General features: G+C 64.5%; 22 protein-coding genes. 17 read left to right on the top strand and 5 right to left on the bottom strand.

What is annotated here, in order from left to right:
• The first annotated feature begins 23 nt into the window (after nucleotides 1–23).
• Nucleotides 24–1,118 carry a DUF6545 domain-containing protein gene (locus tag ABZ293_RS23625; RefSeq protein WP_355183847.1) on the top strand — a complete coding sequence of 365 codons (1,095 nt, stop codon included), beginning with the start codon at nucleotides 24–26 and terminating at the stop codon, nucleotides 1,116–1,118.
• A gap of 2 nt (nucleotides 1,119–1,120) precedes the next feature.
• On the opposite strand, the gene ABZ293_RS23620 is transcribed toward ABZ293_RS23625, so the two are convergent.
• Nucleotides 1,121–2,104: an ABC transporter substrate-binding protein gene (locus tag ABZ293_RS23620; protein ID WP_355183845.1), complete on the bottom strand. Its 984-nt coding sequence runs from the start codon at nucleotides 2,102–2,104 to the stop codon at nucleotides 1,121–1,123.
• Between the two features lie 271 nt (nucleotides 2,105–2,375).
• Between ABZ293_RS23620 and ABZ293_RS23615 the strand changes: the two genes are divergently transcribed.
• A complete protein-coding gene (locus ABZ293_RS23615; RefSeq protein ID WP_355183843.1) occupies nucleotides 2,376–2,732 on the top strand; it encodes a hypothetical protein in 357 nt (118 codons plus the stop codon).
• A gap of 190 nt (nucleotides 2,733–2,922) precedes the next feature.
• A complete protein-coding gene (locus tag ABZ293_RS23610; protein WP_355183841.1) occupies nucleotides 2,923–3,504 on the top strand; it encodes a Uma2 family endonuclease in 582 nt (193 codons plus the stop codon).
• A 41-nt stretch (nucleotides 3,505–3,545) separates the two neighbouring features.
• Here the strand turns inward: ABZ293_RS23610 and ABZ293_RS23605 are convergent, their stop codons facing one another.
• Complete coding sequence (locus ABZ293_RS23605; protein WP_355183839.1) at nucleotides 3,546–5,582, bottom strand: M13 family metallopeptidase; 2,037 nt, start codon at nucleotides 5,580–5,582, stop codon at nucleotides 3,546–3,548.
• Between the two features lie 95 nt (nucleotides 5,583–5,677).
• On the bottom strand, nucleotides 5,678–7,720 hold the full coding sequence (locus ABZ293_RS23600; RefSeq protein WP_355183837.1) for a M13 family metallopeptidase: 2,043 nt from the start codon (nucleotides 7,718–7,720) through the stop codon (nucleotides 5,678–5,680).
• A gap of 346 nt (nucleotides 7,721–8,066) precedes the next feature.
• On the opposite strand from ABZ293_RS23600, the gene rplN reads away from it, so the two are divergent.
• The 5 genes from rplN (at nucleotide 8,067) to ABZ293_RS23575 (ending at nucleotide 10,946) form a co-directional block, all read left to right on the top strand.
• Entirely contained in the window at nucleotides 8,067–8,435 is a 369-nt protein-coding gene (gene rplN / locus ABZ293_RS23595) for a 50S ribosomal protein L14 (protein WP_040686591.1), read from the top strand.
• A gap of 1 nt (nucleotide 8,436) precedes the next feature.
• Nucleotides 8,437–8,754 (top strand): 50S ribosomal protein L24, encoded by a 318-nt coding sequence (gene rplX, locus ABZ293_RS23590; RefSeq protein ID WP_355183835.1) that lies wholly within the window; start codon nucleotides 8,437–8,439, stop codon nucleotides 8,752–8,754.
• Between the two features lies 1 nt (nucleotide 8,755).
• Complete coding sequence (gene rplE, locus ABZ293_RS23585) at nucleotides 8,756–9,319, top strand: 50S ribosomal protein L5 (protein ID WP_355183833.1); 564 nt, start codon at nucleotides 8,756–8,758, stop codon at nucleotides 9,317–9,319.
• Between the two features lie 4 nt (nucleotides 9,320–9,323).
• Nucleotides 9,324–9,509 (top strand): type Z 30S ribosomal protein S14, encoded by a 186-nt coding sequence (locus ABZ293_RS23580; RefSeq protein WP_062983162.1) that lies wholly within the window; start codon nucleotides 9,324–9,326, stop codon nucleotides 9,507–9,509.
• Between the two features lie 156 nt (nucleotides 9,510–9,665).
• Complete coding sequence (locus ABZ293_RS23575; protein ID WP_355183831.1) at nucleotides 9,666–10,946, top strand: Fic family protein; 1,281 nt, start codon at nucleotides 9,666–9,668, stop codon at nucleotides 10,944–10,946.
• Between the two features lie 238 nt (nucleotides 10,947–11,184).
• Here the strand turns inward: ABZ293_RS23575 and ABZ293_RS23570 are convergent, their stop codons facing one another.
• The gene (locus ABZ293_RS23570) at nucleotides 11,185–11,838 is read right to left on the bottom strand and encodes a Uma2 family endonuclease (RefSeq protein ID WP_355183829.1); all 654 of its coding nucleotides are present in this window, start codon (nucleotides 11,836–11,838) and stop codon (nucleotides 11,185–11,187) included.
• An 86-nt stretch (nucleotides 11,839–11,924) separates the two neighbouring features.
• Complete coding sequence (locus ABZ293_RS23565) at nucleotides 11,925–14,732, bottom strand: AAA family ATPase (protein WP_355183827.1); 2,808 nt, start codon at nucleotides 14,730–14,732, stop codon at nucleotides 11,925–11,927.
• Between the two features lie 276 nt (nucleotides 14,733–15,008).
• On the opposite strand from ABZ293_RS23565, the gene rpsH reads away from it, so the two are divergent.
• The 9 genes from rpsH to map all read left to right on the top strand — a co-directional run bounded on the left by rpsH (nucleotide 15,009) and on the right by map (nucleotide 20,549).
• A complete protein-coding gene (rpsH, locus tag ABZ293_RS23560; RefSeq protein WP_354952709.1) occupies nucleotides 15,009–15,407 on the top strand; it encodes a 30S ribosomal protein S8 in 399 nt (132 codons plus the stop codon).
• A 15-nt stretch (nucleotides 15,408–15,422) separates the two neighbouring features.
• Entirely contained in the window at nucleotides 15,423–15,962 is a 540-nt protein-coding gene (rplF, locus tag ABZ293_RS23555; RefSeq protein ID WP_355183825.1) for a 50S ribosomal protein L6, read from the top strand.
• A gap of 2 nt (nucleotides 15,963–15,964) precedes the next feature.
• A complete protein-coding gene (rplR, locus tag ABZ293_RS23550; RefSeq protein ID WP_355183823.1) occupies nucleotides 15,965–16,372 on the top strand; it encodes a 50S ribosomal protein L18 in 408 nt (135 codons plus the stop codon).
• 31 nt (nucleotides 16,373–16,403) lie between these two features.
• Nucleotides 16,404–17,069, top strand: a complete 666-nt coding sequence (gene rpsE / locus ABZ293_RS23545; RefSeq protein ID WP_355183821.1) for a 30S ribosomal protein S5 — start codon at nucleotides 16,404–16,406, stop codon at nucleotides 17,067–17,069.
• A complete protein-coding gene (rpmD, locus tag ABZ293_RS23540; RefSeq protein ID WP_062983142.1) occupies nucleotides 17,070–17,249 on the top strand; it encodes a 50S ribosomal protein L30 in 180 nt (59 codons plus the stop codon).
• Nucleotide 17,250: 1 nt separating this feature from the next.
• Nucleotides 17,251–17,694: a 50S ribosomal protein L15 gene (gene rplO, locus ABZ293_RS23535; RefSeq protein ID WP_354952717.1), complete on the top strand. Its 444-nt coding sequence runs from the start codon at nucleotides 17,251–17,253 to the stop codon at nucleotides 17,692–17,694.
• Nucleotides 17,695–17,832: 138 nt separating this feature from the next.
• On the top strand, nucleotides 17,833–19,155 hold the full coding sequence (secY, locus tag ABZ293_RS23530) for a preprotein translocase subunit SecY (RefSeq protein ID WP_355183819.1): 1,323 nt from the start codon (nucleotides 17,833–17,835) through the stop codon (nucleotides 19,153–19,155).
• Nucleotides 19,152–19,697, top strand: a complete 546-nt coding sequence (locus ABZ293_RS23525) for an adenylate kinase (RefSeq protein ID WP_355183817.1) — start codon at nucleotides 19,152–19,154, stop codon at nucleotides 19,695–19,697. Before secY ends, ABZ293_RS23525 begins: the two co-directional genes overlap by 4 nt.
• A 54-nt stretch (nucleotides 19,698–19,751) precedes the next feature.
• Entirely contained in the window at nucleotides 19,752–20,549 is a 798-nt protein-coding gene (map, locus tag ABZ293_RS23520) for a type I methionyl aminopeptidase (RefSeq protein ID WP_354952723.1), read from the top strand.
• Nucleotides 20,550–22,186: the final 1,637 nt, after the last annotated feature.

Raw genomic sequence — 22,186 nt, 5'->3', positions numbered from 1 at the left:
TTCGGGTTCTAGGGTCGAGCGCGATGAACAGTGTGCCGCCCGTGGTCGGAGTGTCGACCTTCGTCTTCGTCGCCGTGATCACGGCCGCTCGCTGGTTTCTGCTCGACGAGGTGACGATGGATCGGCTCGTCAATCGCGCGCTGGGGTGGAATCTGGTCGGACTGCTGATGGCCGGGCCGGCTTTCGCCCTCGATCATGACGATCTCGGACACCGGTTGTTTCTCAGCGCCGGGCTCATTGCGGTCGCGTACCTGTACGGCCTGGCGCGACTGCTCGATGGGGCGCCCGCTGCGGCGGCGGTCCGCAGACAGCGTCGCTACAACGCGGTGGGTGCGTCGGTCAGCGGCTTGGTGCTGGTCGGCGCGGTGACCGAGGGCCTCGGACTGCCCGTCGTCGGCGGGCTGCGCTGGGATGCCGTGATCTGGGCGGGCTCATATCTGCCGATCCTGGCCGCCAGTGTGCTGATCGCCCGCGCTTGCATCCGGGAACTGCGGCTCCCCGGTGCGACGGTGGCCGAGCGGCTGGCCTACTCGGCCCTGCTGACGACTGCCTGCTGCTGGATCGCGTCCTCCTGCGTGGCCTTGGTGCGCGCCGCCATTGGCGTCTCGCCGGAGCAGCCGGGCACCGCCTTCGCCGTGCTGGCCTTCGTGAACTTCGCCGTGATCGCGGTACTGATCTCGTTTCCGGTTGTGGACGCGGTGCTCGTGCGCGCCCAGTTGGATCGAGCGGGCCGGGCCTGCCGGGTGCTGCGGCCGCTCTGGCGCGATCTCACAGCCGCGGTGCCGGAGGTCGTACTCCTTGACGGCCCCGTGCGCGATGGGGAATCGCTGTCGCGGCTATACCGCATGACGGTCGAGATCTGGGATGCCATCCTGCACCTGAAGCAGTACCGGGCGGACACGCCCTTCGACGGCGATGTCGGCAGGCGCGCCCTGGCAATAGCCTATGCCGCACAGGCGAAGACCCGAGGCGTCGCACCGGAACCGGTCCGGCACGCCGCGGACGCGGTGCCGGTCGGCACCCGCGATCGGTCCGATGAACTGCGCTATCTGCTCGAACTGGCCGCGCAATGGCCGAAGGCCCGCGCGTTGGCGGGCCGGCAATCCGCGGCGGGCTGAACCTATTTCGCCGCGGCGGCGAAGGCCGGCTCCAGCTTGGTCAACAGGTAGGGCACCGAAAGCGCGGTCGGCTGGTTGACGGCGCTGATCTCCTGCACCGTCAGGAACACCACCGAGCCCTTGCGCACCGCGGGCAGATCGGCGTATCCCGGCAGCTGCCGGTACTTTTCGTCCATGCCCTGGGAGTATCCGGCCAGCAGCAGATCGGCGGTGAGCTCGTCGACCCGCTCGGGCGATAGCGCGAGCCTGCCCTGATTCGACGGCTTATCGGTCAGGTTCTTCGGAATGCTCAGCCCGAGCTGGGTGAAGATCCTGCTCGATCCGTCGTTCGAATCGGTCAGCACCATCAGCTGCGCCGGGCTGGCCAACCAGGTGCTGGCGAAGGTCTTACCCTTCAGTCCGGGATTCGCCTGGCCGATGGACTCCACCTTCTTGTCCACGTCGGCGATCACCCGCGTCGCGGCATCCTCGTTGTGCAGGACCTTGCCGAGCGCGGTCACCTGATCCTGCCAGGAAGCGACCGTCTCCTTCGTCAGCGCGGGCAGGGTCGGCGCGACCTTGGTCAGCTCGTCATAGGTCTTCTGGTCGGCCAGGAATCCGTCCACCAGAATCAGATCCGGTTCCAGCGCCGCGACCTGTTCGGCGATATTGCCGGTGGTATTCAGGGCCTTCGACGATTCGAGCGCCTTCGGCTCCCACGGCGGCGTGCTCTTGGATATCGAGGCGACATTGTCGATATATCCGACCGGTGTCACGCCGAGCGCCAGTGTCGAATCCAGCCACTGATTCCCCAGCGTGACAATCTTTTTCGGGGTGCCACGGACGGTTGTCGTGCCGCGCGCATGGTTGATGGTGACGGGCGCGCCGCCGTCGGATCCCGCATCATCGTTGGACGACCCACAGGCGGTAATGCCCAGGGTCAGCGCACCGGCCAGCACGGCAACCGCCGCCCGCTGCCAGCTGCGAGACAACCGAACAGACTGCATCGTCACCCTCTCCTTATCGAGTAATTCCCCGACTCGGGTCCCTTAGAGCCGCAATATGATAGGTCAGCCTAACCTATGTTGATTCCCGCGCCGCTTCTGCCTGCCGCTTGCTGTCACGTCATCTGTCGCGGACCTATTTAACGTGCCGCTATATAGCGGTACGTTAAATGGCGTCAATAAATGATCCTCTCATCCGGGAGGCATCGACGTCGAACCCGTGAGCGCGCGGGTCTTCGCACGACTGACGCATACCGAATCGAGGTTAGTTCCGATGAATCAAAAGAGTTCCGCCGGACGCGTCCGGCCCATGGTTGCCCGCATTGCCATCATCTCCGCCCTGGCCGTGGCCCCGATCGCCGCGGTAGCGGGTCCGGCGCTCGCCGAAACGACCGACACCCAGGGCCCGGCCATCGTGCTGGTGGATCAGGCCGACGACATCCACGGCCACGGCGGCTGGGGCCATGGTGGCTGGGGTCGTGGCGGCTGGGGCGGCTGGGGTGGTCGTGGCGGCTGGGGCGGTTACGACGGCTGGGGTGGCTACAACGGCTGGGGCGGCTACGGCGGCTGGTTCGGCTACCCGGGCTGGCCGGGCTATTTCCCCATGCCCTCCACCGGCAGCGCCTTCTGACCCGAGTCGCCTCGGCGGAGCAAGCCTTCCCCTCGAAGCGCTTCCCGTGTGCATAAGCCCGGCACAGCAGCCGGGCTTATGCACATACATCCGACGACCCGCACCGGCGGCACCAGCGAAGTTGATCGCAGGTGCCGATCAGCTGCCGCAGACATGGGCTCTCGATATGGCGAATGGGTAGGCTTCCGTCATGACGATCGGGCCGTCCGGCCATCTGCCGCACGAGATGACCGAGGAGCAATACCGTCTCCTGCCCGAGGACATGGCGCGTGAGATCGAGGTCGTCCACGGGCATGTGATTGTCTGCGAGTCATCGGTGCCCGAGCACAATCGGGTGGCACGCAGACTGGCCGGCGCCATGGAGCAACTGCCGAGCACCGAGCCGTGCATTCGAGTCGAGACCGATATCGACGTAGTGCTCTGGCGAGTACCCAAATTCACGTTCCGGCGGCCGGATGTCACGGTCTATCGCTGCCTTCCGGAGCGGGGTGCGAAACCCGAGGCCGGTGATGCCCTGATCGTCATCGAGGTTTCCTCGCCATCCACCGCCGCTGAGGATTTGCTCGACAAGAAGGTGCAGTACGCCCGCGCAGGCATCCCGCTCTATCTGGTCGTAGCTCTCGACACCAAATACGACATCGAAGAGGTCCGTGAGTTCCGGCTCGACGCGCACGCCGCCGAGTACCGCTTGCACCGGTTGCATCGCGACGGATTCGTGCAGCTCGAGCACGTCGTGCTGGGCGAGATCAGTTTCGCTGACCTGGTTCGATAGCGAAACAGCCCGGCCTGGGCCGGGCTGCTACGGGGCGGGGTTCAGAGTGTGATGCGCTGGTTCTCCGGGAGGAAGAGTTTGTCGCCTTCCTTGACGGCGAAGGTGTTGTAGAACTGGGCGATATTGCGGGCGATCTGGTTGCAGCGGAATTCGTTGGGGGCGTGCACGTCCTGCAGCAGGCTGATGGTGGATTCCTCGGTCTGCTTTTCCCGCCAGCTGCGGGCGTGCGAGAGGAACATCTGCTGGTAGTCGGGTTCGATGCCCTCGCGCCCGGCGGCGATGCGGTACGCCTCGACGGCGATTTGCAGGCCGCGCAGGTCGGCGAGGTTCTCGCCGACGGTGAGCGCGCCGTCGACGTGATACTTGGGATCGAGCCCCTCGGGTACCAGCACATCGAATTGCTCGATCAGCTGTTTGGTCTTGGCTTCGAATGCGGCCAGGTCCTCGGGGGTCCACCAGTCGCTGCGGTTGCCGTCGGCGTCGTATTTACGGCCCTGATCGTCGAAGCCGTGGCCGATCTCGTGGCCGATAGTGGCGCCGACCGCGCCGTAGTTGACGGCGGTGGTGGCGTCCTTGTCGAAGAACGGTGGCTGCAGATAGGCGGCGGGGAAAGTGATCTGGTTGCTGGTCGGGGAGTAGTAGGCGTTGACGGTCTGCGGTGACATCCCCCATTCGGACTTGTCGACCGGGGTACCGAGCCGGTTGAACGCCTTCTTGGATTCGAAAGCGCTTACCGCACGCAGGGATTCGATCAACTTGCCCCTGGTGATCTGCAACGTCGAGTAGTCGTCCCACTTGTCGGGGTAGCCGATTCTGGCCTCGATCTTGTCGAGTTTGACGATCGATGCATCCCTGGTCGGCTGCGACATCCACGACGAATGGGTGAAGTTGTCCTTATAGGCGGCCATGAGGTCGGCCACCATCTGCTTGGCCCGATCCTTGGCGGCGGGCGGAAAGTGCTTCTCTACATAGAGTTTGCCGAGTTGGTCACCGAGATTCTCATTGACGATGCCGACGCCGGACTTCCAGACTTCCGGCCGCTCCTCGATCCCGTTGAGCACCTTGCCGACGAATTCGAAGCGGGCATCGCGGATCGCCTTGGGCAGGAAGCGGGCATATTCCGCAACCACATTGACGCGCAGGTACTCCCGCCACAGCGCAATATCGGTATCGCCCCACAGCCGCGCCACCGCGGTCACGAATGAGGGCTGCGCGACCACGATCTTGTCGAACAGCGAGCGCGGCCGATCGGTATTGCCCGTCATCCACGGATCCCAATCGAATTGCGGTCCGAGCGCGACCAATTCCTGCCAGCTCATCAGGTTGTAGGTGGCGTCGGTATTGCGATTGCGCACGCTGTCCCAATGCGCCGCCGCGATCTTGGTCTCCAGATCGACCATGCGCTGCGCAATGCCCGCTGGATCGGCGAAACCCGCCCCCGCGGACATCTTCTCGAGATAGGTCTTGTAGCCCGCGAGCTGCTTGGCGTATTCCGGCTTGCGGTAGTACTGCTCGCTGAGCCCGATACCCGATTGGCTGACGGTGGGGATATAGGCGTTGGAGTTCTTGCGATCGATGCCGATACCGATGCCGATCAGCCCGGAGATCGGCAGCTCCGCCATGGCCTTGGCCAGATCCGCTTTGGTCGCCGCGCCGTCGATCTTGGCGAATAGATCGGCCAGCGGCGTCATGCCGAGCGTTTCGAAGGTGGCCTCGTCCAGCCGCGCGTCATAGAGATCGCGAATCTGCTGTGCCTCCGAACCCGCCTTCGGATCCTTGATGGCCTCGATGATCTCGTGCAGCTGATCCAGCGTCCGATCGCTGGCGTCGCTGATCGCGCCGACCGCTGCCTTATCCGGCGGCAGCTGGTACTCGCGCAGCCACTTGCCGTTGACATGCCGGTACAGATCGTCCTGCGGCCGGATCGTCAGGTCCGCACCGCCCATATCGACCCCGGCGAGCTGGACCGAACGCGCATCCTTCGAGCAGGAGACCAGGGCGACGGCGGCGGGCGCCAGCCCGAGCGCCACCAGGAAGGCGCGCCGGTCCAGCTGACCGGGACGACCGGTTGATGTCACGGGGATTCCTCTCCCGATGCGGTCCCGCCGCATCCTCGTCAGGGCGATAGTGCTGGCCCGAGGCTACCCGTCTGCGGCCCCGCCAGCCCGTCGGATCAGAGCGAGACGCGCTGGTCCTGGGGCAGGAACAGCTTGTCTCCCGGCTGTACGCCGAAGGTGGTGTAGAACTCGTCGATATTGCGGACCACTTGATTTGCGCGAAACTCATTGGGTGCGTGCACGTCCATGGCGAGTCGCATTTCCTGCTGCTGCACGGTCGCCTTGTTCCGCCAGATACGCGCCCAGGACAGGAACATCGTCCGGTGGTCGGGATCGTCCTTGCCGTCGCGTTTATCGGCGATGCCCAAGGCGGCCAGGGCGATACCGAGACCACGCAGATCGGCGAGATTCTCCCCGACCGTGAGGGCGCCGTCGACGTGCTTGCTCGGATCCAGGCCCGTGGGGACCAGCACGTTGTACTGCTCGATCAGCTGTTTGGTCTTGATGTCGAAGGCGGCGCGATCCTCGGGTGTCCACCAGTCGCGCAGATTGCCGTCGCCGTCATAGCGCGATCCCTGATCGTCGAATCCGTGTCCGATCTCGTGCCCGATGACCGCCCCGATCGCGCCGTAATTGACCGCGGCCTGAGCGTCCTTATCGAAGAACGGCGGCTGCAGAATGGCAGCGGGAAACGAGATCGAGTTGGCACTCGGGTCGTACATGGCATTCACCAGCTGCGGCGGCATACCCCATTCGGACTTGTCGACCGGGGTGCCGAGCCTTGCAAAATGGCGCATGGTCTCGAATCGGTTTGCGGCACGAACGGATTCGATCAGCTTGCCGCGGGTGATGGTCAATCCGGAGTAGTCGATCCACGTATCCGGATAGCCGATCTTCGTGACGATCTTGTCGAGTTTGGCGATGGCGGCCTGCTTGGTCGGCGGCGACATCCAGGTGGACTCGGTGAAATCGGCCCGATAGGCCGACATCAGGTCCGCGACCATCGCCAGCGCGCGCTCCTTGGCCGCGGGCGGAAAGTGTTTGCCCACATAGAGTTTCCCGAGCACCTGGCTGAGATTCGCATTGACGGTGGCGATGCCGTCCTTCCACGGCTCCTGGCGTTCGCGCAGCCCCTGCAATGCCTTGCCGACGAAATCGAATTCGGCATCGGCAATGGCCTTGGGTAGCAGCGCCGCGAAGCGTTTGACCAGCGCCAGCCGCAGATACTCCCGCCAGGCCGCGATATCGACCTCGGCCCAGAGCTGTCCGGCGGCCGTCACGAACGACGGCTGCCCGACCACCACCCGGTCGAATAGCGAATGTGGCCGGTCGGTGGTACCGGCGAGCCACGGCTCCCAGTCGAATTGCGGTGCGAGCGCGGTCAATTGGGGCCAGTCGAGCGGGTTGTAGGTGGCATCGGGATTGCGCAGTCGCACGTCGTCCCAGTAACCGGCGGCGATCCTGGTCTCCAGGTCGAATACGCGCTGGGCGGTGCCCGCGGGATCGGCGAAGCCCGCACCTGCGGCGACCCGCTCCAGATAGGTCCGATAGGCCGCACGCTGCTCGGCGTATGCGGGCTTGCGGTAGTACTGCTCACCCAAATTCGGATCGATACCGGATTGGGAAATGGTGGCGACATATCGGCCGGAATTCTTCGGATCCACCCCGACGTCCAATCCGATCAGCCCACCGATCGGCAGCTCGCCCATCACCCGCGCGAGATCTGCCTTGTTCACCGCACCATCGATCGCGGCGAGCAGATCGGCCAGCGGGGTGAGGCCGAGCCGCTCGATCTCGGCGGAATCGAGTCGGGCGTCGTAGAGATCGCGGATCTGCTGTTCGGCGGATCCGGCCTGCGGATCGTGGATGCCCTCCACGATCTCCCGCAGCTGCAGTTCGACGCGATCGCTGACCTCGTCGAAGGTGCTGTAGGACGGCTTATCCGGCGGCAGCTGATAGTCACGCAGCCAGCTGCCGTTGACGTAGCGGAACAGATCGTCCTGCGGCCGGATGGCCTGGTCTTCGCCCCGCATATCGACCCCGGTGAGCCGCACCGGCTGATCCCGCGAGCAGGAGACCAGCGCGGTGGCCGGAATCACGCCGAGGGCGATCAGGAAGGTGCGACGACCGAGCCGGGCGGAACGCGCGGACGAACTCAAGAGAACCCCTCTTCCAGCGGTGATACGGAATGTGCACAGTTCTACAGGCGATCTTGCTCGTTCTCGAGGGTAGTAACGTCGCAGCTCGCGAGCACTGATCCACGCGGTTTCACAGCCGAAGTTCAGCCTGCGTTGATGGGCCCTGATTTGGGACCGACCTGGGCATTCACCTACACTGAACCGGTTGCCTGCGGGAGCTATGCCCGCAATCCGGCCGTGAACCCCCAGTGGTTGGGTCATCGAGATCCACATAACCGCTGGCAGGCGCGCGTTCGGGTGGTGACACGACCATGCCCGTCGGGTCGGCAATCCGGCGTGCGTATACATCCAGGTCAAGGAGGCTGAAGTGATTCAGCAGGAGTCGCGACTGCGGGTCGCCGACAACACGGGTGCGAAGGAAATCCTCTGCATCCGCGTTCTCGGTGGTTCGTCGCGTCGCTATGCCGGTATCGGTGACATCATCGTCGCCACCGTCAAGGACGCCGTCCCCGGCGGCAATGTCAAGAAGGGCGAGGTCGTCAAGGCCGTCGTCGTGCGCACCGTCAAGGAGCGTCGTCGCCCGGACGGTTCGTACATCAAGTTCGATGAGAACGCGGCCGTGCTGATCAAGGCGGACAACGACCCGCGTGGCACTCGTATCTTCGGCCCGGTCGGCCGCGAGCTGCGCGAGAAGAAGTTCATGAAGATCGTTTCGCTGGCCCCGGAGGTGCTCTGACATGAAGGTGCACAAGGGCGACACCGTGCTCGTCATCTCGGGTAAGGACAAGGGCGCCAAGGGCAAGGTCATCCAGGCCTACCCGAAGGAGAACCGGGTCCTGGTCGAGGGCGTGAACCGGATCAAGAAGCACGTCGCGAACTCCGCCAACCAGCGCGGCGCCTCCTCGGGCGGCATCGTGACCCAGGAAGCCCCCATCCACGTGTCCAACGTGATGGTCGTCGACTCCGACGGCAAGCCGACCCGTATCGGCTACCGGACCGACGAGGAGAGCGGCAAGCGGGTCCGGATCTCCCGTAAGAACGGGAAGGACATCTGATATGACCACCTCTGAGCAGACCCAGCCGCGCCTGAAGACCCGCTACCGGGCCGAGATCAAGGACGCGCTGAACAACGAGTTCAACTACGCCAACGTGATGCAGATCCCGGGCGTGGTCAAGGTCGTCGTGAACATGGGTGTCGGTGACGCCGCGCGCGACGCCAAGCTCATCAATGGCGCGGTCAAGGATCTGGAGCTGATCACCGGTCAGAAGCCCGAGATCCGCAAGGCCACCAAGTCGATCGCGCAGTTCAAGCTGCGTGAGGGCATGCCGATCGGCGCGAAGGTCACCCTGCGCGGCGACCGCATGTGGGAGTTCCTGGACCGTCTGGTCTCCATCGCGCTGCCCCGTATCCGTGACTTCCGCGGCCTGTCGCCGAAGCAGTTCGACGGCAACGGCAACTACACGTTCGGCCTCAGCGAGCAGTCGATGTTCCACGAGATCGACGTGGACTCCATCGACCGCCCGCGCGGTATGGACATCACGGTCGTGACCACCGCGACCAACAACGAAGAAGGCCGTGCCCTGCTCAAGCACCTCGGCTTCCCGTTCAAGGAGAACTGAGCAAATGGCTAAGAAAGCACTGGTCAACAAGGCCAACAGCAAGCCGAAGTTCGCCGTTCGCGCCTACACCCGCTGCCAGCGCTGCGGTCGCCCGCACGCGGTGTACCGCAAGTTCGGCCTCTGCCGCGTGTGCCTGCGCGAAATGGCGCACCGCGGTGAGCTGCCGGGTGTGCACAAGAGCTCCTGGTGAGCTCGCGCTCGATATGAGCGCACCCGCATAACTGAGCACAGAACAAGGGCACGGACTCTCAGTAAGTCCGTGCCCTTGTGCGTTTGTCGGGCAAGAACCGATAGCAACGCGAATCCTTATTAAATGTTATCTGTTAACCTTTAATAAGGAGGTGTCATGGCGAAGTTTGTGCAGTTGCGCTGGTCGGGCAATCTGGATGGCAGCGGTCTGTCTCGCAGGGATCGCGGCTCCGGCACCTACCGGGCATATCTGCCTGATCCATTGGTCGGTCGCCCCATCGTTCTGACCAGCGAGACCGCTGCGGATGTCGTCGATGCCGAGGTTGCGATCGCTCGGCTAGACACCGAAGCACAGGCGCTGGTCGAGACGGAAGCGTTGTCTCGATTGTTGTTGCGTGCCGAGGCCGTCGCATCTTCGCGGATCGAAGGCCTGGAAATCGGCGCTCGCCGACTTCTGCGCGCTGAGGCGGCACGGCAGTTGGAAGGTGAATCCTCTGACGTGACGGCGACCGAGGTGTTGGCCAACATCGACGCTATGGCGGTCGCCACCGACGCGGTGCGGCGTGGCCAGCCGATCAGCGAAGACGTTTTGCTCGAGGCTCATCGCCGCCTGCTTGCCGGTACCAGGCTCGCGCAGCACGGGGGATGCCTGCGTGACGTGCAGAACTGGATCGGTGGCAGCTCCTTCAACCCCTGCTCGGCCGCTTTCGTTCCGCCGCCGCCGGAATACGTGCCCGAGTTGATGGAAGACTTGATCGCCTTCTGCAACAGCGACGACCTACCCGCCGTCGCGCAAGCGGCGATCGCCCACGCTCAGTTCGAGACGATCCACCCGTTCATCGACGGTAACGGCCGCACCGGGCGCGCGTTGATCCATCTCGTTCTGCGCCGCCGCGGCGTCGCAGAACGAGTCATCGCGCCGGTGTCGCTGGTCCTCGCCACTTGGAGCGACAGCTATATCGACGGGCTGAATCGCTTCCGGCATTTAGGTGCTGCGGAATCGGCACAGGCCACCGACGATTTGAACACCTGGGTGGCGCGCTTTGCCGCCGCGTGCACTCGGGCGGTCGAGGATGCGACAGCTTTCGAAGTGAAAGCTGCTGCCCTGCAACGATCGTGGCGGGATCGGGTAGCGCCGGTACGGGCGAACTCCGCGCTGGACTTGCTCTTGGGCAAACTCGTCGGAGCCCCGATTCTCACCGTCTCCACCGCGGCCGCCCTGATCGGGCGGAGCTTTCCCGCCACGAACGCCGCGGTCGAGCGATTGACCGAGGCTGGAATTCTGCATCAGCTCACCATCGGCCGTCGCAACCGAGCATTCGAGTCACCCGAAGTGATCACTGCGTTCACCGCACTGGAACGGCGCCTCGCCAGCCCGGACGGCGACACACGAACATCGGATCCGAAACGTCCGGTGCCGCGCCACGCCGCCCGCTAGGCGGCCGAGACAAGACGCAAAGTCAGCTGGATTTCATCAGGGGAGAAGCGAAGCGAAACGCGGATCGCGTCGGAGTGGCACAGGAGATCACATCCAGGAATATTTCGAAGAATCTGATGCAAATGGCGGACGATGGGTGGTGGTTCACGATCTCACTGCCGACAAAGCCCGAATTTTCGCCCGTGGATTATGTTGACCTCGACTCGGTACGGAGTTTCCCGAAACCGATTCCCGCGGTTCAGAATTCGAGTTCGGACCAGGGGATGTGGATCGGGAACGGGAAGTCCGTGGTGATCGCGTCGGAATCCTTCGGTGCCCACGAGCCGGTCAGCAGGTAGTTGGCCGGGTAGAGCGGGTGTACACCGGCGGGGAGCTGGCCGTGCGTGGTTTCCAGCGCATAGGCGTGCACCACCGAGATCGCGCTCTTCTCCCGCTCCAGGGTGACTTCCCAGTACGAAGGGATACCAGCCTGCGCATAGCGAGCTTTCTTGGCTTCCATGTCGGTCTGCGTGTTCGACGGCGAGAGGACTTCTCCGGTCAAGAGCACGTCCCTGGCTCGGATGTCCTGGTACGGCGCATCGAGGCACCGGTAGGCGAGGAAGTCGGGTGTCACGAAGTCGGACTTTCCAGTTTCACCAAAGAACACGTTGGTTTCGAAGTCGACGCGCCAGCACTCCTGCGGCTGCTGCGTCATCCCCGCCCGCGCACATCGTTTGAGCGCGCTGGTCAACGCAAATGTGAATGCCTGGTGCTCGGCCGGTCCGCGTCGAAGCCACACAACCCGCCCCTCCCATAGTTCGATCTGCCCGGCGACTTCCTCGGGCAACTGCTCGAGCTCCTCCCATGTCATGTACTCGGGGAGGCTGGGGCGTTGGATGCGCGGAAGCGACATGGTCCAATCCTAAGCTCGGCCGCGGAACGCTAGGGCTGGTCAGTAGTCGTTCGACGGCACTTCCATTGCCTCGACAAGGTGTGGAGTCATCGAGTTCCGGGCATGGCTGTGGCGATTTCGTGGCGGGAATGGAGATCGAGTTTTGCCAGGATGTTCGAGACGTGGGATTGGATTGTGCGGCGGGACAAGTACATTTGGGCTGCGATATCGGTGTTGGACAGGCCCTCGGCGGCCTGCGCGGCGACTTTGCGTTCGGTGTCGGTGAGGGCTGCCCAGCCGGACTTGGGGCGGTTGCGGGGGCCGCGGGCGCCGCGGCGGATTCCGTAGGGGCGCACGCGGGCCACAGCGCGGGCGGAATCCCAGGATGCGCCGAGGCCGGAATACAGTTCGATCGCGGCGTCCAAGGCGTTGCGGCATTCGGGTCCGCGGCCCGCGGCGGCGAGTAGTACAGCGGCGTTTTCCTGCGCCTGGGCCTCGAACAGCGGGCGGCCGGATTGCCGGAAGACGTCGGCGGAGGCGAGCAGGTCATCGGGATCGGAGTCGGCGAGGCCGCGGCACAGCAGGGCCGTTCCGGTTCGCGATGCGGTCGGCTGTCGGGTGAGGAGTAGATCCGCGCTGGCTGCTACCGACCGGGCCGCGGGCGCGTCACCGATTTCTGCGGCCAGGCGCGCGATATCCGGGAAGATGTAATGCAGTGTGGCTGCGGCCAATCCGTCGGCAAGTCGCTGATGTGCGTCGAGGAGAAGTTCCAACGCCAGGTCAGGGCGACCGCGGGCCTCGGCAGCCAGGGCCTTGACCCACGGATGGAAGTGCGCGTAACCGACATTGCCCGGTCGATTATCCGGCGCGGGCAGGCCGTCCGGGTCCGGCAGGAAGGTGCCACGGCGAATTCCGATAAGCGCCGCAATGGTGTGCGCAACCGTCGCATATCCGAGCACATCGGGGGTCTGCATACTCGCCGCGCATTCGGCCAGCGCGTCGTCCCAGTGCCCGGCCACCAGATACATCCGCGCCTTGGCGACCAGATTCGAGGACAGATAGACGCCGCGGAATCGGCGGTTGCGCCCGATGGCCGTCTTCAGCACCTCCTCGGCGTCGGCCAGCCGATCGAGTTCGATCAGGCAGTGCGCGTAGAGCGCGTACGGATCGAATTGGTCGGGCCCGGTCCCGTCCTCGAAGAGGGCCGGGATTCGAGCACTCAGGTTCAGCGCCTCGTCGAGATGGCCCTCGGTATAGCGCACCGCGCCCACCGCGGCCAGTCCGTATCCGGTGGCCAGCGAATTCCCGGCGCGCTCGCCCAGCGATACGGCCTGCCGACCGGCCTGCTCCGCCGCCGCGAACCGCCCGAGGAAGAAATTGCCGAGTCCCGACATACCCAGAAACCGGGCGGCGTCCTCGACGCTCAATTCCCTGGTCGTGCCCAGCTCGCTGGCGGACAGCACCTCATCGGCGACCGCGACGGCATTGGTCAATCGGGCCTGGGCTTGATAGATCTGGGCGAGCAGCCAGCGCAGTTCGATATGGCCGCCGTCCTCCGGCTGGGTCAGCAGCGCCTCGCGCACCACCGATTCGGCCTCGGCCGCGTTCCCATCCCACAGCAGGGCATGAATTCTCAGCCGGATCAGTATCGAACGCCTTGCCGCATCGAGATCCGGCGCAGTTGCGACGCGGGTCAACAACCGTTTCGCCAGTTCGGGAGCGCGAACGATCAGCTTGTCGGCGGCACCGATCAGCCAATCGAGGCTGGCTGCGTCCAAATCGCGGTCGGCGACCGACAGATAGTAGGCAACCCGTTCGATCGGCGCATCGGTCGACTGGAGCGCCTGTCCGGCCTGCTGGAGCAGATCCGACCGCAGTGAAGCGGGCAGCCGATTGGCCAGTGCATCGCGGATCAGGTCGTGCCTAAACACCAGCTCGGAGTTCACCCGGATGAGGAGTCCGCCGTCCAGTGCCTCGGTGACGGCGCTCCAGACATCCAGAATCGGGATCTGCAATATCACCGCGAGGTCCGCGACATCGATGGTCGGACCGAGGGCCGCGGCCATCGGCAGCACATCGCGTGTTGGACGGGACAGGAAGTCCAGCCGCTGGGTAATCGCCTCGGCCAAGGACGCGGACGTGTTCGCGACAACAGCGCCCGCCGGATCGGCGGTGTCGGCGATCACCCTGATCGCCCCGTCGCGCACCAGGGCAGCCACCAATTCCGAGACATGCAGCGGATTTCCACCGGCCTCGGCCACCTTCGCCAACAGCCGTGGTCCCGGCTCGGCGCCGATCAGCTCACGCACCAGTTTCGCGGCGTCGGTTGCGGGCAGGGCACCGAGCCGCAGCACCGGGGCCTGCCGGGCTACGAGTTCGGCCGACAGTGCGGCGAAGGCCGGATCGCGCGGCAGCGGCCGGGTCGCGAGCACCAGCAGCAGCGGCAGTTCGTCGACGAGGGTGCAGAGCCGGTGCAACAGTGTCAGGCTCGACCGGTCCGCCCAGTGCACATCGTCCATGACCAGGGCAATCGGGCCCGCGGCGCACCAGGTGTCGATCTGGTCCAGAATCGCTTCGGCGATGGTCAGTTCATGGGTCGCCGCCACATCGCCGACGCGATCTCCGCTGCGCAGTGCGTCGATCGGGGATGTCGGGCCCGGGTCGTCGAGCCAGGAGCACACCGCGGCGAACGGCACGCCCTGCCGCAATTGCTCGGCGGCGCCGACGCGAATGCGCAGGCCCGCTGCCGCGAATGGATTTCGCATCGCTGCCAGCAGTGCCGATTTACCGATCCCCGGCTCACCCTCGACCAGCACGACGCACCCGTGTCCGGTGGCCGCACGCCGTCCGAGTGCCGCCAGACTCGCCACTTCGACATCGCGACCAACGAGTGCGGTCGCGAAGCAATCCTGCACGCGGGTGAGTGTAAGGGGCGAACCCCGGATTTTGTCCTGGTAGCGACCTTGCCTACACTAGAGCGGTTGCTTGGGCACCTCTGTGCCCGCATGTCCTGGATACAGCGACTGTATCGACGTGTGGGCGGCCCGGGCACCGAGAGCTCTGATGAGAACTCAATCCGGTCGGCAAGCGTCGGCCGGACCGCCGAATTGCTATAGGCCCACGGCTGGCGTGCGCGTGCGTACGCCGGTGTTGCATGGGAACCGTAGCGAGAAAGGTGTCAAGGTCGAACCATGACCATGACTGATCCGATCGCAGACTTCCTGACACGTCTGCGCAACGCCAACTCGGCGTACCACGATCAGGTGAAGGCTCCGCACTCGAAGCTCAAGGCGAATATCGCCGAGATCCTCAAGCGCGAGGGTTACATCGCCGACTACCGGACCGAGGACGCGACCGTGGGCAAGACCCTCATCGTCGACCTCAAGTACGGCCCCAGCCGTGAGCGCAGCCTGCAGGGCCTGCGTCGCGTCTCGAAGCCGGGTCTGCGTGTGTACGCGAAGTCCACCAACCTGCCCAAGGTCCTGGGCGGCCTCGGCGTGGCCATCATCTCCACGTCGACCGGCCTGCTCACCGATCGTCAGGCGGCCAAAGCTGGCGTGGGCGGCGAAGTCCTCGCCTACGTCTGGTAAGGGGAGGTAGGACACATGTCGCGTATTGGTAAGAAGCCCATCGCAATTCCTGCCGGTGTCGAGGTGAACATCGACGGCCAGAACGTGTCGGTGAAGGGTCCCAAGGGCACCCTGACCCACATCGTCGCCGAGCCGATCACCGTCGCCAAGGGTGAGGACGGCCAGCTCGAGGTCGCCCGTCCGGACGACCAGCGCCAGAACCGCTCGCTGCACGGCCTGACCCGCACCCTCGTCTCGAACATGATCGAGGGCGTGACCAAGGGCTACGAGAAGAAGATGGAAATCTTCGGCGTCGGTTACCGTGTCGCGGCCAAGGGCTCGAACCTGGAGTTCGCCCTCGGCTACTCGCATCCGGTGCCGATCGAGGCCCCGGAGGGCATCACCTTCGCGGTGGAATCGCCCACCAAGTTCTCCGTGTCCGGTATCGACAAGCAGAAGGTCGGTCAGATCTCCGCTGTCATCCACGGACTGCGCAAGCCCGACCCGTACAAGGGCAAGGGCATCCGCTACGCCGGTGAGGTCGTTCGCCGCAAGGTCGGAAAGACGGGTAAGTGATCATGGCGCAAACCGAAAATCAGAAGGCCAAGCGCATTCCGCGTGGCAAGGACGTGTCGACGACGCGTCGCCTGTCGAAGACCCGCCGTCACTTCCGCCTGCGCAAGAAGGTCGTCGGCACCACCGAGCGTCCGCGCCTGGTGGTCAACCGCTCCTCGCGTCACCTGCACGCACAGCTCATCGACGACTCGCTCGGCAAGACCATTGCCGCGGCGTCCTCGATCGAGGCCGATGTGCGCGCAGTGGACGGCGACAAGTCGGCCAAGGGCAAGAAGGTCGGTCAGCTGATCGCCGAGCGCGCCAAGGCCGCTGGCATCGAGGCCGTCGTATTCGACCGTGGTGGCCACGACTACCACGGCCGCATCGCGGCGCTGGCCGATGCCGCTCGCGAAGGTGGGTTGAAGTTCTGATGACTGCAAACATTTACGGAAGGAACGTCTGATGCCGGGACGTCAGAGGCGTGACGGCGGCAACGGACCCGCCGGACAGCAGAGTGGTGCCGCTGGTGGCGGCGACAGCCGCGACGGCCGCGGCGGTGGCCGGGATCGTCGCGGCGGCGGTGACCGTCGTGACCAGCAGGCCGACAAGAACCAGCTCGAGCGCGTAGTCGCGATCAACCGTGTCTCCAAGGTCGTGAAGGGTGGTCGTCGCTTCAGCTTCACCGCCCTGGTGATCGTTGGTGACGGCAACGGTCTGGTCGGCGTCGGCTACGGCAAGGCCAAGGAAGTTCCCGCGGCCATCCAGAAGGGTGTCGAGGAGGCTCGCAAGGGCTTCTTCCGCGTCCCGATGATCGGCTCGACCATCACCCACCCGGTTCAGGGTGAGGCGGCGGCCGGTGTGGTCATGCTGCGTCCGGCCTCGCCCGGTACCGGTGTGATCGCCGGTGGTGCGGCGCGCGCGGTGCTGGAATGCGCTGGTATCCATGACATTCTGGCGAAGTCGCTCGGTAGCGACAACGCCATCAACGTCGTGCACGCGACGGTTGCGGCGCTCAAGATGCTGCAGCGTCCGGAAGAGGTCGCGGCCCGTCGTGGTCTGCCCCTCGAGGACGTCGCCCCCGCGGGCATGCTGCGCGCACGCGCTCAGGCAGTCGGAGGTGCCAGGTAAATGGCAGATCTCAAGGTGACCCAGATCAAGTCGTCGATCGGCGCCAAGGCGAACCAGCGGGAGAGCCTGCGCACGCTCGGCCTGCGCAAGATCCGCCAGACCGTGGTTCGCGAGGACAACCCGCAGAACCGCGGCCTGATCAACGTCGTGCGCCACCTCGTAACAGTTGAGGAGGTCTGACATGACCATCAAGTTGCACCACCTGCGTCCGGCTCCCGGCGCCAAGACCGAGAAGACCCGCGTGGGTCGCGGTGAAGGCTCCAAGGGCAAGACCGCGGGCCGCGGTACCAAGGGCACCAAGGCTCGCAAGAATGTTCCCGCCGCCTTCGAGGGTGGGCAGATGCCGATTCACATGCGGCTGCCCAAGCTCAAGGGCTTCACGAACCCGTTCCGCACGGAATACCAGGTCGTGAACGTCGGCTCGATCGCCAAGCTGTTCCCCGAGGGCGGCGCGGTCGGCAAGGCGGAGCTGGTTGCCGCCGGTGCGGTTCGCAAGAACCAGCTGGTGAAGGTTCTCGGCGATGGCGAGATCGGCGTCGCGGTCCAGGTGACCGTGGACAAGGTGACCGGCGCCGCCAAGGAGAAGATCACAGCGGCCGGTGGCACTGTCACCGAGCTGGGCTGACGGTACTCTGCAGATAGTGGCGCCGGACGAGTGAAGAGCTCGTTCGGTGCCACTGTTAGAGTTCAATTGTTGTCTGCCAAGCCTCGTCATGGGTTTTCTATATCCGTGGCATGACCATGTCGTTCGCCAGGAGGATCTGTGCTTTCCGCCTTCGTATCGGCCTTCCGGACTCCGGACTTACGGCGGAAGATTCTCTTCACGCTGGGGTTGATCGCGCTGTACCGCTTGGGTGCATCGCTGCCGTCCCCCGGTGTCGATTACAAGAGCGTGCAGGAATGCATCGACCTGGTCTCCGGCGGTGATTCCGCCGGTATCTATCAGCTGATCAACCTGTTCTCCGGTGGTGCGCTGCTGCAGTTGTCGGTCTTCGCGATCGGCATCATGCCCTACATCACCGCGAGCATCATTATCCAGCTGCTCACCGTCGTTATCCCACGCTTCGAAGAACTGCGTAAAGAAGGCCAAACCGGCCAGAACAAGATGACGCAGTACACCAGGTACCTCTCGGTCGCGCTGGCGATCCTGCAGGCCACCGGTCTGGTCGCGCTCGCGGCCCGCGGCCAGCTGCTGCAGGGCTGCCAGAAGGACATCCTGGCCGATACCAGCATCTTCGGCATGGTGATCATCGTGCTGGTGATGACCGCCGGTGCCGCACTGGTCATGTGGTTCGGCGAGCAGATCACCGAGCGCGGTATCGGCAACGGCATGTCGCTGCTGATCTTCGCCGGTATCGCCGCGCGCATCCCGAACGAGGGCAACAACATTCTGCAGAACCGCGGCGGACTGGTCTTCGGTCTGGTCTGTGTCGCCGCGTTTGCCATCGTCAGCGGGGTCATCTTCGTCGAGCAGGGCCAGCGCCGGATCCCGGTGCAATACGCCAAGCGCGTGGTCGGCCGCAAGATGTACGGCGGATCCTCGACCTATCTGCCGCTGAAGGTCAACCAGGCGGGTGTTATCCCGGTGATCTTCGCGTCGTCGCTGCTGTATCTGCCGAACCTGGTCGCGCAGCTGACGTCCTCGAAGAACAACCCCAACCCCAGTTGGTGGCAAGAGACCATCCAGAAATACCTGGTGAACCCGGGGAACCCGGTATACATCGCGATCTACTTCAGTCTGATCGTGTTCTTCACCTACTTCTATGTCGCGATCACCTTCAACCCGGAGGAACGCGCGGACGAGATGAAGAAGTTCGGCGGCTTCATTCCGGGATACCGCCCGGGTAAGCCGACCGCCGACTACCTCAATTTTGTGTTGAGCCGCATCACTCTGCCCGGCTCGATCTACCTCGGTCTCGTGGCCGTCCTCCCGAATCTGTTCCTCGATATCGGCGCGTCCGGTGGCACCCAGAACCTTCCGTTCGGTGGCACCTCGGTGCTGATCATGGTGAGCGTCGGCCTGGACACCGTGAAGCAGATCGAAAGCCAGCTGATGAATCGAAATTACGAAGGGTTCCTCAAGTGAGACTTGTACTGCTCGGACCGCCGGGTGCCGGAAAAGGAACTCAGGCCGATCTACTGTCGGACAAGCTGGGTGTCCCGCACATCTCCACCGGGGACCTGTTCCGCACCAATATCTCCGCCCAGACCCCGCTGGGGCGTGAGGCGCAGAAGTACATCAACGCTGGCGATCTCGTGCCGAGCGATGTGACCAACCGCATGGTCGAGGCCCGGGTCGCTGAGCCGGATGCCGCGAACGGCTTTGTGCTGGACGGCTACCCGCGCACGGTCGACCAGGCCGACGCGCTGGAGAAGATCCTCGCGGATATGGACAAGAAGCTCGACGCGGTGCTGTGCTTCGTCGTGCCCGAGGACACCGTGGTTTCCCGGATGATGGCGCGCGGTCGCGCCGACGACAACGAAGATGTGATCCGCAACCGGCTGCGGGTGTACCGCGAGGAGACCGAGCCGCTGCTGGAGCACTACGACGGTCTGGTCGTCTCGGTCGACGGTGTCGGCGAGATCGACGAGGTCAATGCCCGCGCCTTGCGCGCCCTTGGGCACTGAATGCTGCCCCCTGCGGAGCACATGATGCCGCTCGGAATGGAGCACTGAGCCCGGATGGTCTTCAACCGCAAGAAGAAGGTCGTGCCGTTCCGTACGGCAGGTGAACTGGATGCCATGGCGGCGGCGGGCGCGGTCGTCGGCCGCGCACTCGTCGCGGTGCGTGCGGCCGCCAAACCCGGGGTCTCCACCCTGGAGCTGGACGAGGTCGCCGAGCAGGTGATCCGTGATGCGGGTGCCGTGCCGTCCTTCAAGGGCTACCACGGCTTTCCGGGTTCGATCTGCGCATCGGTGAACGACCGTGTCGTGCACGGGATTCCGACCGCCGCGGAGGTGCTGGCCGAGGGCGATCTGGTTTCGATCGACTGCGGCGCGATTCTCGAAGGCTGGCACGGTGATTCGGCCTGGACCTTCGGTGTCGGCGAGATCATCGAGGCCGATCAGCTGCTCAGCGAGGCCACCAAGATGTCGATGGAGGCCGGTATCGCGGCAATGCTGCCCGGTAATCGGCTGACCGACGTCTCGCATGCCATCGAAATGGGTACGCGCGCGGCCGAGAAGCAGCACGGCCGGTCCTATGGGATCGTCGACGGTTACGGTGGGCATGCCATCGGCCGGGAAATGCATATGGATCCGTTCCTGGCCAATGAGGGTGCACCGGGCAAGGGCCCGAAACTCGTGGTCGGATCGGTACTCGCGATCGAGCCGATGCTGACCCTGGGCACCACGCAGACCAAGGTGCTCGACGACGACTGGACCGTGGTGACGCTCGACGGCAGTCGTGCCGCGCACTGGGAACATTCGGTCGCGGTTACCGAAGACGGACCGCGGATTCTTACGCTGCGTCCGGAGTAGGTGGCGGTACCGGACATTGCTCCGGGACTGCGATGCCGAACGTTGGATGGCATCGGACAATGCGTTGGCCCAGAACGGTATTTGCCGGACGTTGGTCGGCATGCGACTTTGCTGGTGCTCGGTGCTCGGTGCTCGGTGCTCGGTGCTCGGTGCTCGGTGTTGCTTGGCGCCGGCATTGGTTGGCATGGACCCTTGCTAGGTGCAGGATCTTGGCTAGGCGCCCGACGTTGCTTGGCGCTGGCTCCGTTGGTTCGCGTATTGGTGCGGCACAAAGCCTTGCTCAGTGCCGGGCGCTGGTCGGTGCGGGATGTTGCTTTGTGCCGGACATTGGTTGGCACGGGATGCTGGCTTGGCGTCCGATGTCGCTTGGTGTCGGACCTGTTGGTGCCGGACATCGGTCGTTAGACCTTGTTCGGTATCGGACGTTGCTTGGTGCCGGACATTTGTCGGCACGGCACCTTGGCTTGGTGCGCCACTTTGCTCGGCGCTGGCTCCTGTTGGTGTCGGACGTTGCTTGGTGCCGGACATTTGTCGGCACGGCACCTTGGCTTGGTGCGCCACGTTGCTCGGCGCTGGCTCCTGTTGGTGTCGGACGTTGCTTGGTGCCGGACATTTGTCGGCACGGCACCTTGGCTCGGTGCGCCACGTTGCTCGGCGCTGGCTCCTGTTGGTGTCGGACGTTGCTTGGTGCCGGACATTGGTCGGTACCGGGCCATTCTCGGTACCGAACATTACTTCGGTGCCAAATCCTCCTCGGAGCCGTACATGCCTCGGCACCATGCTTCAGCAACATACATTCGCGCCAAACCCCTCACAACACCCCAAATTCGCCCGCCTCCATACATCGCTCCAGCCGCACCGCGCGCCACCCCTGGACGAGTGATCACCATGCGCTCATGCAGGTAAACGTCGAGAGCGCACCTGCATGAGCGCATTCTCGGCTGATGGGTGGGTGGTTTGGGGAGTGGTTGGGTGCGCCGTACGTTTGTCGGCGCTGGAAAGTTGTTTTGTGAATGGCTTTTGATTTCGCGGGGCGCGGGGGCGGGGGATGTTGGGGTTTTTGGTGTTGGGTGGGCGGTTACGGGATTCGACTCTGGGGGGGTGACGGTGCGCGGCGAGGAGTCGAGCCGCACCGACGCTGGGGGGCGTAAACGTTTGGAGGACAATGGCTTTGGACACGATGCGTCCGTTGCCGGTCCTGACGTTACCCAGCTTGCGCTGGATCGGTGACGTCGTTCCTTGCACCCGCGCTTGTGCGTGCAGCCGCACCTCGGGGTCGTGTAGGGGATCGACCGCTACCACAATGTTGGATGCTTCCTCCGATTCGTTCTGAACTTCAACGTTGGAAGAAGCGTATGTCCGGGGGAGGGGCGGTAGCCCGAGTAGATAGCTACTCGAATTCCCTTGTGGGAACGCGTAGTTCTGCGGCAGACCGCGCTCGGCTGGTCGGTCCGGTCGGCCGACCGATCGCCTCTCTGCACAGCTCAGGGCGGGTTTGACGGGATGTGTTGAGTAGCGCGTAGGTAGCGGCTTCCGCTAGACGCCTTGGTCCGTGGCGGTGTGGGTATCGGCGGGACCGGGTGGGTGGTCGAAGGTTCGGTTTCGGGTGGGTGGGGATTTCGCTATTGCGTTGGTCT

The sequence above is a fragment of the Nocardia sp. NPDC005998 genome (assembly GCF_040614395.1).
In the GTDB taxonomy this organism is placed as follows: domain Bacteria; phylum Actinomycetota; class Actinomycetes; order Mycobacteriales; family Mycobacteriaceae; genus Nocardia.
This window is presented reverse-complemented; position numbering and strand designations above follow the sequence as displayed.

Coding starts and splice junctions, on each gene's coding strand:
- ABZ293_RS23625 (WP_355183847.1), top strand. CDS start 24: ATGAACAGTGTGCCGCCCGTGGTCGGAGTGTCGACCTTCGTCTTCGTC.
- ABZ293_RS23620 (WP_355183845.1), bottom strand. CDS start 2,104: ATGCAGTCTGTTCGGTTGTCTCGCAGCTGGCAGCGGGCGGCGGTTGCC.
- ABZ293_RS23615 (WP_355183843.1), top strand. CDS start 2,376: ATGAATCAAAAGAGTTCCGCCGGACGCGTCCGGCCCATGGTTGCCCGC.
- ABZ293_RS23610 (WP_355183841.1), top strand. CDS start 2,923: ATGACGATCGGGCCGTCCGGCCATCTGCCGCACGAGATGACCGAGGAG.
- rplX (WP_355183835.1), top strand. CDS start 8,437: ATGAAGGTGCACAAGGGCGACACCGTGCTCGTCATCTCGGGTAAGGAC.
- rplE (WP_355183833.1), top strand. CDS start 8,756: ATGACCACCTCTGAGCAGACCCAGCCGCGCCTGAAGACCCGCTACCGG.
- ABZ293_RS23580 (WP_062983162.1), top strand. CDS start 9,324: ATGGCTAAGAAAGCACTGGTCAACAAGGCCAACAGCAAGCCGAAGTTC.
- ABZ293_RS23575 (WP_355183831.1), top strand. CDS start 9,666: ATGGCGAAGTTTGTGCAGTTGCGCTGGTCGGGCAATCTGGATGGCAGC.
- ABZ293_RS23570 (WP_355183829.1), bottom strand. CDS start 11,838: ATGTCGCTTCCGCGCATCCAACGCCCCAGCCTCCCCGAGTACATGACA.
- rpsH (WP_354952709.1), top strand. CDS start 15,009: ATGACCATGACTGATCCGATCGCAGACTTCCTGACACGTCTGCGCAAC.
- rplF (WP_355183825.1), top strand. CDS start 15,423: ATGTCGCGTATTGGTAAGAAGCCCATCGCAATTCCTGCCGGTGTCGAG.
- rplR (WP_355183823.1), top strand. CDS start 15,965: ATGGCGCAAACCGAAAATCAGAAGGCCAAGCGCATTCCGCGTGGCAAG.
- rpsE (WP_355183821.1), top strand. CDS start 16,404: ATGCCGGGACGTCAGAGGCGTGACGGCGGCAACGGACCCGCCGGACAG.
- rpmD (WP_062983142.1), top strand. CDS start 17,070: ATGGCAGATCTCAAGGTGACCCAGATCAAGTCGTCGATCGGCGCCAAG.
- rplO (WP_354952717.1), top strand. CDS start 17,251: ATGACCATCAAGTTGCACCACCTGCGTCCGGCTCCCGGCGCCAAGACC.
- map (WP_354952723.1), top strand. CDS start 19,752: ATGGTCTTCAACCGCAAGAAGAAGGTCGTGCCGTTCCGTACGGCAGGT.